This window comes from Thermovenabulum gondwanense (assembly GCF_001601575.1).
GTDB lineage: Bacteria > Bacillota > Thermosediminibacteria > Thermosediminibacterales > Thermosediminibacteraceae > Thermovenabulum > Thermovenabulum gondwanense.
On sequence record NZ_LOHZ01000037.1, the window covers coordinates 32268 to 44602 of the forward strand.

11 protein-coding genes, 2 tRNA genes, 2 rRNA genes and 1 other RNA gene are annotated in these 12335 nt (G+C 34.7%); 15 read left to right on the forward strand and 1 reads right to left on the reverse strand.

Annotation, left to right across the window (positions count from 1 at the left end; genetic code table 11):
* Position 1 precedes the first annotated feature (1 nt).
* The 10 genes from ATZ99_RS08845 to ATZ99_RS08890 all read left to right on the forward strand — a co-directional run bounded on the left by ATZ99_RS08845 (position 2) and on the right by ATZ99_RS08890 (position 9392).
* Complete coding sequence (locus ATZ99_RS08845; protein WP_068748881.1) at positions 2-850, forward strand: pyruvate, water dikinase regulatory protein; 849 nt, start codon at positions 2-4, stop codon at positions 848-850.
* Positions 851-946: 96 nt separating this feature from the next.
* Entirely contained in the window at positions 947-1951 is a 1005-nt protein-coding gene (locus ATZ99_RS08850; RefSeq protein ID WP_068748892.1) for a deoxyguanosinetriphosphate triphosphohydrolase, read from the forward strand.
* Positions 1952-2129: 178 nt separating this feature from the next.
* Complete coding sequence (gene dnaG, locus ATZ99_RS08855) at positions 2130-3974, forward strand: DNA primase (RefSeq protein WP_068748882.1); 1845 nt, start codon at positions 2130-2132, stop codon at positions 3972-3974.
* Positions 3975-5168: an RNA polymerase sigma factor RpoD gene (gene rpoD / locus ATZ99_RS08860; protein ID WP_157074743.1), complete on the forward strand. Its 1194-nt coding sequence runs from the start codon at positions 3975-3977 to the stop codon at positions 5166-5168.
* A 55-nt stretch (positions 5169-5223) separates the two neighbouring features.
* A complete protein-coding gene (locus ATZ99_RS08865; protein ID WP_157074744.1) occupies positions 5224-5961 on the forward strand; it encodes a tRNA (adenine(22)-N(1))-methyltransferase in 738 nt (245 codons plus the stop codon).
* Positions 5912-7024, forward strand: coding sequence for a Nif3-like dinuclear metal center hexameric protein (locus ATZ99_RS08870; protein WP_068748884.1), 1113 nt, complete (start codon positions 5912-5914; stop codon positions 7022-7024). The genes ATZ99_RS08865 and ATZ99_RS08870 overlap by 50 nt, the downstream gene beginning before the upstream one ends.
* Before the next feature lie 61 nt (positions 7025-7085).
* Positions 7086-7796: a zinc ribbon domain-containing protein gene (locus tag ATZ99_RS08875; RefSeq protein ID WP_068748885.1), complete on the forward strand. Its 711-nt coding sequence runs from the start codon at positions 7086-7088 to the stop codon at positions 7794-7796.
* A gap of 45 nt (positions 7797-7841) precedes the next feature.
* Positions 7842-8273: a ribonuclease HI family protein gene (locus ATZ99_RS08880; RefSeq protein WP_068748886.1), complete on the forward strand. Its 432-nt coding sequence runs from the start codon at positions 7842-7844 to the stop codon at positions 8271-8273.
* Positions 8274-8313: 40 nt separating this feature from the next.
* An RNA gene (rnpB, locus tag ATZ99_RS08885) (RNase P RNA component class A) lies at positions 8314-8656 on the forward strand.
* A 220-nt stretch (positions 8657-8876) separates the two neighbouring features.
* Positions 8877-9392, forward strand: a complete 516-nt coding sequence (locus ATZ99_RS08890) for a DUF6512 family protein (protein ID WP_068748887.1) — start codon at positions 8877-8879, stop codon at positions 9390-9392.
* A gap of 314 nt (positions 9393-9706) precedes the next feature.
* Here ATZ99_RS08890 and ATZ99_RS08895 read toward each other — a convergent pair.
* Positions 9707-9782 (reverse strand) — tRNA-Thr (locus ATZ99_RS08895).
* Positions 9783-10104: 322 nt separating this feature from the next.
* Between ATZ99_RS08895 and ATZ99_RS08900 the strand changes: the two genes are divergently transcribed.
* From ATZ99_RS08900 to ATZ99_RS08920, 5 genes are all read left to right on the forward strand, one after another.
* A complete protein-coding gene (locus ATZ99_RS08900; protein WP_068748888.1) occupies positions 10105-10452 on the forward strand; it encodes a cupin domain-containing protein in 348 nt (115 codons plus the stop codon).
* Between the two features lie 22 nt (positions 10453-10474).
* On the forward strand, positions 10475-11704 hold the full coding sequence (locus tag ATZ99_RS08905) for a DUF438 domain-containing protein (RefSeq protein WP_068748889.1): 1230 nt from the start codon (positions 10475-10477) through the stop codon (positions 11702-11704).
* Between the two features lie 98 nt (positions 11705-11802).
* Positions 11803-11913, forward strand: a 5S ribosomal RNA gene (gene rrf / locus ATZ99_RS08910).
* 44 nt (positions 11914-11957) lie between these two features.
* Positions 11958-12032, forward strand: a tRNA-Asn gene (locus ATZ99_RS08915).
* Positions 12033-12208: 176 nt separating this feature from the next.
* A 16S ribosomal RNA gene (locus ATZ99_RS08920) occupies positions 12209-12335 on the forward strand; the annotation flags it as partial.

Consider the following 12335-nt stretch of genomic DNA (forward strand, 5'->3'; position numbering starts at 1 on the left):
TTTGAAGGAGGGATTCAAAATAAATAAAAGTGCAAATCCAATCATATTTGCAGTATCTGATTCTATTGGAGAGACAGCCGAACTCGCTGCGCGCGCAGCGACGGTACAGTTTGATTCCGGTAATATTGAAATTATTAGATTTCCTTATGTTACGGATACGGAGTATGCCAGTGAAGTTATTTTGGAAGCGAAAAAACATGAAAGCTGTGCTATAGTTTGTACAATTGTATTGCCCGAAGTTAGGGAATACCTTATTGAAAAAGCAAGGGAAAACAATATTCCTTTAGTTGATATTATGGGTCCTCTTATTGAGACCATAGGCAAAATAACACCTTTAAAACCCAAATTGGAGCCCGGATTAGCCAGGCGTGTAGACGAGGAGTATTTCAAAAAAGTAGAAGCTGTAGAGTTTGCCGTAAAATACGATGATGGTAAGGACCCCAGGGGGTTAGCCAAAGCGGATGTAGTGCTGATAGGAGTATCCAGGACTTCAAAAACCCCATTAGCAATGTATCTTGCACATAAAAGAATAAAAGTGGCTAATTTGCCTCTCGTACCGGAGGTAAGTCCTCCGGAAGAATTGTTTGAAGTTTCTCCTAAAAAAATAATAGGGCTTACTATAAATCCTCAAAAACTTTATGAAATTAGAAAAGAAAGATTAAAAGCCTTGGGGTTAAATGGTGAAGCAACTTATGCCAGTATGGAAAGGATTTTAAAAGAATTAGAATATGCCGATGCGATAATGAGAAAGATAGGATGTCCTAAAATTGATGTCTCAAATAAAGCTGTGGAAGAAACTGCAGCTAAGATTATTGAGATAATAAAGAAAAATGAAGAACCAATCTTATGAAAGATCAATAGTTCTAAAATTTAAGAGGCCTCTGAGCCTCTTTTTTCGTACAAAAGTAATGGCAAAAAGGAGGAACCCAAAATGAGAGAATTTACCCTGAATCTGAGAGAAATAACCGAAGAGAAGGAAGAAAATAATCTATCCCAATATGCCTGCAAGAGCAAATATACAAAGGGAAGGATGTCTCCTGAAGATAAATGCCTGGTAAGGACTGATTTTCAGAGGGATAGGGACAGGATACTTCATTCGAAAGCCTTCCGCCGGTTAAAGCATAAAACTCAGGTTTTCATCTCGCCGGAAGGAGATCACTTTAGAACCCGTTTGACACATACCTTAGAGGTTTCCCAGATAGCTCGGACTATTGCAAGGGCTTTAAGGTTAAATGAAGACTTAACGGAAGCAATAGCCTTAGGGCATGACCTGGGGCATACTCCCTTCGGTCATACGGGTGAAAAGGTCCTTGATGAATTGATGCCTGGAGGTTTCAGGCATGAGGAACAAAGTTTAAGGATTGTGGATAAACTGGAACAGGGGCGAGGATTAAATCTTACCTTTGAAGTAAGAGACGGAATATTAAATCATACAAGCAGGGGAAATCCCGCCACTTTGGAAGCTCAAGTTGTAAGGATTTCCGACTGGATTGCATATATTAATCACGACATTGACGATGCTCTAAGAGCAGGAATATTAAAGGAAGAAGACCTTCCCCGGTGGCCAATAGAAATACTGGGAGAAAAACATAGAAAAAGAATAGATACAATGATAAAGGATATTATAATAGAAAGCTTTGATAAACCTTTTATTAAAATGAGCGATGAAGTGTATAAAGCTACTTATACTTTGAGGGAGTTTATGTTTGAGAGAGTATATATCGGCTCTAAAGCAAAATCCCAGGAAGAAAAGGCTCAGCGGATGCTTGAATTGATGTACAAGTATTTCGTTAACAATGTCGAGAAACTTCCCGAGGAGTATAAAAAAATTGTAGAAAAAGAAGGGAAGGAAAGAGGAGTATGCGATTATATTGCCGGAATGACCGATAGCTTTGCTATATACAAATTCAGGGAAATTTTTTTACCATCTTCATGGCCTATAAAAAGTTAAATATAGGTTAAGTTTATATTAAAAATTTTTGATTCTGATAAATAAAGAAGGAATATTTAATATTAGTGTAGAATATTCATTTATGAAAAATGGGAGATTTATTTATTTTTATTTTTTCGCTGCAAGACTCCTCTTAAAATATGTTGGAGGAGTTTTTTTGAATTAGGTAGGTGTAAGGATGGGTTTATTTTCTGAGGATATTATTAGAGAAATACAAAGCAGGGTAGACATAGTGGATTTGATAGCGGATTATGTCAAACTAAAAAAAAGTGGAGAAAATTATGTAGCTCTATGTCCTTTTCATAGTGAGAAAACTCCCTCTTTTACCGTTAGTCCTAAAAAACAACTATTTTATTGTTTCGGATGCGGAACGGGTGGAAATGTTTTTACTTTTATTATGAAGAAAGAAAACTTGAATTTTCCCGAGGCAGTTCGATTTCTTGCTGAAAAGTACGGTCTCGAGATAAGAGAATATGACGACGCTATAAGCGATTCCTTTAGATTGAAAAGAGAAATTTATAACATAAATAAAATTGCTGCAGATTTTTATACTGATGTATTGCATAATAAATATGAGGGAGAGAAGGCTAAGGATTATTTGAAATCCAGGGGGATTGTTATACAAACAATCGAAGAGTTTTCGCTGGGATACGCACCATCTAACTGGGATAGCCTTTACAACTTTTTGGTAAAGAAAGGCATACCCCCCGAACTTATTTTTCAGGCTGGACTAATTATAGCGGGTAGGGTTAAAGGTTCGTATTTCGATAGATTCAGAGATAGAATTATCTTCCCAATAAAAGATATATACGGACATATAGTAGGATTTGGAGGCCGGGTAATTGGAGAGGGAGAACCAAAATATTTAAATTCTCCTGATACACCGGTTTTTAGTAAAGGATCAATACTATATGGTTTAGATAAAATTAAAAAAGAAGAAGGAAATGGAATATTGCTTGTAGAAGGATATATGGACGTAATAAGTCTTTTTCAATCAGGATTCAAAAGAGCTGTAGCATCCCTGGGGACTTCTCTTACTGAAACCCAGGCAAAGCTTTTAAAAAAATATACGGATGAAGTAATTATTGCCTATGACATGGATTTAGCCGGCAGAAACGCTACAATGAGGGGACTTGAAATTTTAAAAAAGGAAGGACTTAATATCAGGATTTTAACACTTCCGGAAGGTAAAGATCCAGATGAATTTATCCAAAGATATGGGCGCGATGAGTTCCAAAAGGAGCTTCATAATTCAAAGAGCATTATCGATTATCTAATAAAAATGGAAGCAGAAAAATTAGATTTAAATAACAGCACTAACAGGTTAAAGTTCATAAAAAAGGCTGTGCAGATTCTTTCGGAAATTGTGGATGAAGTAGAAAGAAATTTTTATATAGATAAACTTTACAAAGATTATGAGATTCCAAAAAATATTTTAATAAAAGCTTTAACAGGCAAGAATACGGGAAATATTCCAGAGATTGGCTTAAAGTATAAAAATAGCCAATTTAGAAATAATAATAAAGAACTGTTAAGGAAACATTCACCAGTTAAATCATTGAACGATAGCATATACATGGCTGAAAGGGAGTTTCTTAAAATTCTTCTAAATGATCCCGAAAACTGTAAAAAAGGAGCTATAAAGCTCTTACCCATATACTTTCTTTATAAAAATCACAGGGAAATATTTAATGTCATCATGGATCTTGTTAAAAATGGCGAAGTCTTATCCCGGGAGAAAATATTTTTAGCAATAAGCGATAAACAGGAAATTGCTTCTGAAATGGCTAAGTTATTAATGGAAAGTGAATCTGTTCAGAAGGAGGAAAATATTGAAAAATTGGTGTTGAAAATAAAGAAAAATTATCTGAGGTTTGCAATGAAACAATTAAAAGAAAGGATTAAAAAAGCAGAAACCATAGGTGAGTATAATAAGGTATTAAACCTGCTCAATTACTACCAAAAACTAAGAAAAGAAATGGAATTATTAAATGACAAGTTTACAGAGAAAGGGGGAATGTAAATGGCAAAAGAAAAAGTAGAAAACAACAAAGCTGATTACGCAGAAGAATTAAATACTATTGAAAATAACGGCGATGTTTCAAACAAGGTAAAAGGAGAATCCAAAGCAAAGGAAAAAAAGGATGATAGAATTAAAGCTGTAAAGGAACTAATTGATAAAGGAAAAAAGGCAGGAGTATTAAGTTATAAAGAAATAATGGATACACTAAGCGAGTTTGAAGATTTAGACTCGGAATCTATTGATAAAATATATGAATCCTTTGAAGAGCTGGGAATTGAAGTAGTTAATGATGCGGATGAATTATCGGAATCTTTGATTGAGGACCTACCGGAAGATGAATTGGATATTTCTATCCCAGAAGGGATTGCAATAGATGACCCGGTAAGAATGTATCTTAAAGAAATTGGCAAAATACCATTGTTAACTCCTGAAGAAGAAATAGAATTAGCAAAACGCATAGAAAAAGGCGATAAAGAAGCAAAAAGAAGGTTAGCGGAGGCCAATTTAAGACTTGTGGTTAGCATAGCAAAAAGGTATGTGGGCAGGGGGATGCTTTTTCTGGATCTCATTCAGGAAGGCAATTTAGGTCTTATGAAAGCAGTAGAAAAATTTGATTACAGAAAAGGGTATAAATTCAGCACCTATGCTACCTGGTGGATAAGACAAGCCATAACCCGTGCAATTGCCGATCAGGCAAGAACGATTAGAATTCCCGTTCATATGGTTGAAACCATTAACAAACTGGTAAGGGTGTCCAGGCAACTTTTACAGGAATTGGGGAGAGATCCTACTCCCGAGGAAATTGCGGAAGAAATGGAAATGCCAGTAGAAAAGGTTAGGGAAATCATGAAAATAGCTCAGGAGCCTGTTTCACTTGAAACTCCTATTGGTGAGGAAGAAGATAGCCACTTAGGAGATTTTATACCCGATGAAGAAGCTCAGGCTCCGGCTGATGCAGCTGCTTTTCAACTTCTTCGTGAACAACTGGAGGATGTACTGGAAACTTTAACTCCAAGGGAAGAAAAGGTGTTAAGGTTAAGGTTTGGACTCGATGATGGAAAACCGAGGACATTGGAAGAAGTAGGGCAGGTTTTTGGAGTTACCAGGGAAAGAATACGCCAGATTGAAGCAAAGGCTTTGAGAAAATTAAGACACCCAAGTAGGAGTAAAAAATTAAAGGATTTCCTTGAATAATAAGGGGATATTTCCCCTTTTTTTGTTAAAATCGTACAAAATTAAAGGAGAAAATATGAAGGATATTTATTTAAGTGAAAGATTAAAAAAAATTGCTGAAATAATACCTCCAAATTCTATAGTTGCGGATATAGGTACGGATCATGCGTATCTTCCAATTTTTCTGGTAAAAAATAAAATTTCTCCCCGGGTCATCGCGGTAGAAGCCAAAAAAGGACCCTATGAAAGGGCCCTGAAAAACGTTTTTTACTATCATTGCGAAGGGAATATTGAAGTAAGGCTGGGGCAGGGACTAAAAACCATACTTCCCGAAGAAATTGATGTAGCGGTTATTGCAGGTATGGGAGGAGAAACCATAAAGAAAATATTAGTTGAGTCCAAGGGAAAATGGGAGGTTATACCGGGTTTTATTCTTCAACCTATGAAAAACCTTTGTGAACTGAGAAGGTTTTTATTGGAGAATCGATTCTTATTTAAAGATGAGCTGGTTATAAAAGAAAGTAATAGATTTTATGAAATATGGGTAGTGACACAAAGTAAAGATATGGAATTTAGTTTTGATTATGTGGATATCCTTATAGGACCGATTTTGAAAAATAAAAGAGAAGAGATAGTAAAAGAGTATTTAAATGACAGAATCAATAGATTAAAGGAAAATTATAGATTAAGCGCTAAAGGCAAAGATAAGGTAAAACAGGAAGAAATACTAAAGAAACTAAAAATATTAACGGAGGTTTTAAATAATGCCTTCTTGTGCCACGATTATCAATATAATAGAAAAACTTGCTCCTAAAAACTTAGCCTTTGATTGGGACAATACGGGAATTCAGATAGGTAATTACAATAAAGAAGTAAAAAAAATATTAATAGCCCTTTCGGTAACGGAAGATGTGGTGGAATACGCTTATGAAAAGGACTTTGATATGGTGGTTGCTCATCATCCTTTAATTTTTAAACCTCTAAAAAACGTGAGAAAAGATCAACTCCTGGGAAGAATTATTTATAAAGCGATAGAGAAGGACATTACAATATACTCAGCTCATACAAATCTTGATGTGGCCGAAGAAGGTGTGAACGAGATATTGGCGCATTTACTGGGTCTGGAAAGAATAGAAATACTAAAAGAAACCTCTACGGAGCCGTTAAAAAAGATTGTTGTTTTTGTTCCTGAAGGATATGAAGATAAAATCGTGGAAGCGATGGGTAACGCAGGGGCAGGGTTCGTAGGGAAATACAGCAATTGCTCTTTTAAGGTAAAAGGAGAAGGTACTTTTAAGCCTGAAGAAGGGGCAAATCCCTTTATAGGCAAAAAGGGCAAATTAGAAAAAGTGAAAGAATATCGGATTGAAACAATCGCTCCTGAAAATAAAGTGAAAGGGGTAATTAATGCGGTTTTAAAAGTGCACCCTTATGAAGAAGTGGCCTATGATGTATATCCTGTGGATAACGAAGGGAAAAAATACGGTATTGGGAGGATAGGATTTCTAAAACAAGAAATGTCCTTAGAGGAATTTGCCTGCCTGGTAAAAGATAAATTAGACCTTTCAACAATTAGAGTAGTAGGAGAGTTAAATAAAAAAGTAAAAAAAATAGCCGTATGCGGAGGAGCGGGCTCAGACCTTATCGGTACGGCCATTTTTAAAAATGCAGATGCATTTGTTACAGGAGATGTAAAATATCACGATGCTCTGGATGCTTTTATGCACGGTATAGCTTTAATTGATGCGGGACATTCGGCTACAGAAAAAATCGTCTTGAATAGAATAAAAGAGTATATAGAAAAGTCTCTCGATGATATCAATCAGGAGGCTTATGTTGAGGTTTATATGGAAAAGGAATTATTTAAGTACTTGTGAAAGAGAATGGGGAAATACCTATTCTCTTTTTTTGATTTATTAAAGAAAAAGGAGGATTTTTATGGGAAAAGAGATGGAACTTTTATGGGAACTTCAGCAAATAGAACAAGAAGAAAAAAAATTAATAGAAGTCTATAATGTTCTTGTGAAAAACGCCGAACTGAAGAATCTTTATCAAATCATTTTATCGGAAATGAAAGAATACGAAAGATTGGAAAATGCTTTAAAGGATAAAAGGGAAAAACAAATGCATATTGAAAAAGAAATCAAGGAAATTGAAAAAAAATATATTGAAAATGAGACCTTTTTGTACAGCGGGAAGATCAGAAATTATAAAGAAATGGAAATGTTATCGGATAATCTTAAAAAGCTAAAAGACGTAAAAACAGAAAAGGAAGAAATATTATTAAGGTATATGGAAGAAGTTTACCAATTGGAAAATTTAATAAAGCAAATTTCAAATAAAATCAGAAAAATGCAAAAAGAATATAAAGAAATTAGATTGAAAAATAATGAGGATATTGATAAAATAAAAAAAGAAATTGAAAAATTAAGGGATCGGAAACTTGCTCTTACTGAAAATATAAAACCCGAATTGTTGACCATTTATAAGAAAATTAAACTTACAAAAACCGATCCTGTAGCCAAGGTAATCGATTTTAAATGCAGTGGTTGCAATACAATTTTGTCATTTGCTAAAATGCAGGAGGTGAGCCAGCCCACTCTGCCGGTATATTGTGAAAGTTGTGGACGATTAATTTTTGCTGAATAATCATCTAAATCTTTATTTCAATTAATAGAAAGATCGGGAGGTATTATGAAGAAGTTAACATTGTACACCGATGGAGCATCCCGGGGTAATCCGGGGGATGCGGGAATTGGAATAGTAATTATTGATGAAGAAGGAAATATAGTTAAAGAAATCAGCGATTATATCGGACAGACTACAAACAATATTGCAGAGTATAAAGCTTTGATTACTGGATTGAAGGAAGCTCTTGAATTGGAATGTGAAGAAGTAAATGTTTTTACCGACAGCGAACTCATGGTAAAACAGATCCAGGGGGAATATCAAGTAAAAAACGAAGGTTTAAAGCCCCTTTACAAAGAGGTATTTGAGTTAATAAAGGAATTTAAAAAATTTTCTATCTGTCATGTAAGAAGAGAAATGAATAAAAGAGCAGATGAACTGGCTAATGAGGGTATTGACCTTGCCTTAAGCGAGGATGAAATAGAAGTGGACTTTTAGGTTGACATAATATTGTTTCCGTGATAAAATGTAGGAGCTGTGAGTAGGTCGGATGGTCGCGGATGTTTACATCCGAGGAAAGTCCGAGCTCCACAGGGCAGGGTGCTGGGTAATACCCAGTGAGGGCGACCTCAAGGAAAGTGCAACAGAAATATACCGCCTAACGTTTAACCGTTAGGTAAGGGTGGAAAGGTGAGGTAAGAGCTCACCAGCACACTGGTGACAGTGTGGCTCTGTAAACCCCACCCGGAGCAAGACCAAATAGGGGAGCTATGTGGTGGCCCGCCACGCTCCCGGGTAAGGTCGCTGGAGGTGTCAGGCAACTGACGCCCTAGATAGATGACCATCCAAGACAGAACTCGGCTTATAGACCTGCTCATAGTCCTTAAATAAATTTGCTAAAAAAGAGATGAAATCTTTCATCTCTTTTTTTATTATCCATGAATACCATTAAAGCTAAATTTTAAGAAAAATTTCCTTTAATTTGATTCAACTTTATATTATGTCTTCACTTCGTGAAATTTTCGAAAATGGAATAGTAATAATATTAAAAAATTTAAGTTATAATTAGATTAGAATAATCAATTAAAAGGGGAGCATAGTATGAACATTTTTTTAAAAGCCTTTATTTTTATTGTTATCTTCAGCGGTTTACATTTTGGATATGACCTTACAAAATGGGAGTTTTTAAAACCCATATGCGGCATTAATGAATCGGTTTTTCAACATTTAAAAATGGCTTTTTGGGCTTATTTTTTGGCAAGCATTATCGATTATTATTTTTTCAGGAATTACATAAGAAAGAAGGATTCTTTTTGGTATTCCAGGTTATTATCTTCAGTCATTGTACCCTGGATTATTTTTTTGATATGGTACTTTATAGCTGCCATATATGGTAAAATAGAGCCCCTCTTTTTAGAGATATTGCTGGCTTTAATCGAGAGTTTTATTGGAGGTATTATAGGAGGAATAATTGAGAAAAACATTGAAAAAATTGATTACACCTTTGGTTTTAAAATTGCGGTTTTACTTTTATTTTTTATTTCCGGGTTTTTATATGTAAGGTTTACATATAAACCGCCCTGGATAGATTTATTTACTGAACCTAATAATTTATGAAAATATTGGATATTTTTTTCAAACCTTGCCCAACATAAATATAAACAAACTTTTTGTTGCAATTTAGATCACTTTAACAAAACTATGTGCACAGATCATGACCATTATATTAGTTTCTTAACGAGAGGCTATAATTCACTCACAGATGTTAAAGGATAGATTATTATATTTAAGACAATTTCAAAATAAATATATCATTGGGTAGATTGTATGTAATTTTGAAGGCATAGCAAAAATTAATATAAAAATATAAAAATAATAAATAAAAGGCTTGGAATTTTCTCTAATTTCCAAGCCTAATTTTATTACCTTTATGGAGCTGATGGAGGGATTCGAACCCTCGACCTGCGCATTACGAGTGCGCTGCTCTGCCGGCTGAGCTACATCAGCAAAATTACAAATATTATTTTATAGATTTTAGCTGAAATAGTCAATAAAAAATTAATATCCATATATTAGGGTAAAAATAGTAATAATTTTATAAAGACTATAAAAATACGGAAAATTATTTTATAATAAATAATAAAGAAAGTTATGGAGGTGTTTTTATTATTATTTTCAGTTATTTTTATAATCTAAACCCATGGAAGGATAATCGTAAAATGGGAACAATAATCTTGGAAGGTTAAAAGAATAAAAATCTAAATTTTTCAACTGGGCAATTAAATTATTTATGCTAAATATTAAACAAAAAATGGGAGGAATAAAAACTATGGAAGTTAAAAAACAATTGATAAAAAACATTAATAAATCGGAGATCTATAATTTAAAGGAATTGGTAGATTACAGGGAGGGAATAATTGAAAGCAGAACGCTTTCCCAGGGGAAAAATTTGAGCATTACTTTGTTTGCCTTCGATAAAAATGAAGAGATAAGTGCTCATTCTTCCCCCGGCGAAGCATTCGTCTATATAATAGACGGAGAAGCGGAAATAATTATAGGAGAAAAAAAATTCTGTTTAAAGGAAGGACAAACTATCATTATGCCTGCAGGCATACCACATGCCTTATTTGCAGTAGAAAGGTTCAAAATGCTTCTAATAGTAGTATTCGAAAATTGAAAATTTTAAAGGGAGGGTTTTTATGTCCGAATTAATACATAACAGGGAATATAGAATAAAAACATTAAAGGAATTAATAATGAAACTTCATCAGGGCGCAAGTATCGAAGAAGTAAAAGAAAAATTTAAAGAAGTAATCAAAGATGTATCAGCCGAAGAAATTTCTTCCATGGAACAGGAGCTGATTCAAGAAGGAATGCCAGTCCAAGAAGTTCAGAGGCTTTGTGATGTCCACACTGCAGTATTTAAAGAAACATTGGAAAAAGGGAAGGAACCTGTTGAGATTCCGGGGCATCCATTGCATACATTATTAAAAGAAAATCGTGCAATTGAAAATCTAATTGATAAAGAAATATATCCCTTACTGGAAAGGTTAAAAAATTATCTTGAACTTGGAAAACGGGATATAGTTTTTGCGTTATTAGAAAAAATAAACTTGTTATTTGATATTGATAAACATTATAAGAAAAAAGAAGAACTATTATTTCCCTATCTTGAAAAATACGGTATATATGGCCCTTCAAAGGTTATGTGGGGCGTAGATGATGAGATAAGAAGCGATTTGAAGCATTTAAAAGATTTGTTGACGAATTTTAGAAATGAAATAACAAAAGAAGTAGTCCAAAAGACGGAAGAGTTAACCAAAAAAATAAAAGAAATGATTTTCAAGGAGGAAAAAATTTTATTTCCTACTGCTCAGCAAAAGCTAACGGAAGATGAATGGTACAACATATATTCTTCTGAAGGAGAGATAGGTTATTGTCTCGTAGAACCGGAAGGGGAGTGGACGCCGCAAAACATCGATGTGAATAAAATGGTAAACACTATTGCGGATGATACTACAAAAGGATTTATTAAATTTCCAACGGGGTTTATGACACCGAAGGAAATTGAAATGATTTTTAATACATTACCTATTGATATAACCTTTGTAGATAAGGATGATACTGTAAAATATTTTTCCTCGGGAAAGGAGCGTATTTTTACCCGGCCCAAAACTATTATCGGTAGAAAGGTACAGAATTGCCATCCGCCTGCCAGCGTGCATATTGTAGAAAAAATTTTATCGAATTTTAAGGAAGGCAAAAAGGATGTGGAAGAGTTCTGGATAGACATGCAGGGAAAATTAGTATATATTAGATACTTTGCATTAAGAGATGAAAACGGAAATTATATGGGCACAATTGAAGTTACCCAGGAAATAAGTAAAATTAAAGAAATAAAAGGAGAAAAAAGACTTTTAGAAGAATAATTAATAGGGTATATTTATCCAGGAAAAAATAAAAAATATGTTGACATAAAAGTGTATATTGAATATAATAATAATTGCTGTTGCAAAGAAATAAAGATTTCGGTGGCCATAGCGGAGGGGAAACACCGGTTCCCATACCGAACACACAGGTTAAGCCCTCCTGCGCCGATGGTACTGGGTTATCCCGGGAGAGTAGGTCGCTGCCGAAATCTTTAATTTAGTTTACAAAATTAATAGCAAACCTGAAGGGCATTCCTCGATAGCTCAGCGGTAGAGCATCCGGCTGTTAACCGGAGGGTCGCAGGTTCGAATCCTGCTCGGGGAGCCATTTTTATTTTGACAAATACTCAAAAATTTTAAAAATTGATGTTGACAAAAGACGAAGCAGCTGATACAATATAAAACTGTGGCGCTGGAAAGCGCCATGGACCTTGGAAACTGAACAGTGTCACGCCTGAGAGTTTCAAAGAAAAGGTGTGTAAGAGAAGAAGAGCTTAAAGGATTTAACTTGAGAGTTTGATCCTGGCTCAGGACGAACGCTGGCGGCGTGCCTAACACATGCAAGTCGAGCGGAGGTGTTGGAAGGTGAAAGCCGGAAGACACCTTAGCGGCGGACGGGTGAGTAACACGT

Excerpts from the sequence above, each read along its gene's own strand:
- ATZ99_RS08875 (WP_068748885.1), top strand. The coding sequence starts at position 7,086 with ATGGGAAAAGAGATGGAACTTTTATGGGAACTTCAGCAAATAGAACAA.
- ATZ99_RS08905 (WP_068748889.1), top strand. The coding sequence starts at position 10,475 with ATGTCCGAATTAATACATAACAGGGAATATAGAATAAAAACATTAAAG.
- ATZ99_RS08900 (WP_068748888.1), top strand. The coding sequence starts at position 10,105 with ATGGAAGTTAAAAAACAATTGATAAAAAACATTAATAAATCGGAGATC.
- ATZ99_RS08865 (WP_157074744.1), top strand. The coding sequence starts at position 5,224 with ATGAAGGATATTTATTTAAGTGAAAGATTAAAAAAAATTGCTGAAATA.
- ATZ99_RS08870 (WP_068748884.1), top strand. The coding sequence starts at position 5,912 with ATGCCTTCTTGTGCCACGATTATCAATATAATAGAAAAACTTGCTCCT.
- ATZ99_RS08890 (WP_068748887.1), top strand. The coding sequence starts at position 8,877 with ATGAACATTTTTTTAAAAGCCTTTATTTTTATTGTTATCTTCAGCGGT.
- dnaG (WP_068748882.1), top strand. The coding sequence starts at position 2,130 with ATGGGTTTATTTTCTGAGGATATTATTAGAGAAATACAAAGCAGGGTA.
- rpoD (WP_157074743.1), top strand. The coding sequence starts at position 3,975 with ATGGCAAAAGAAAAAGTAGAAAACAACAAAGCTGATTACGCAGAAGAA.
- ATZ99_RS08880 (WP_068748886.1), top strand. The coding sequence starts at position 7,842 with ATGAAGAAGTTAACATTGTACACCGATGGAGCATCCCGGGGTAATCCG.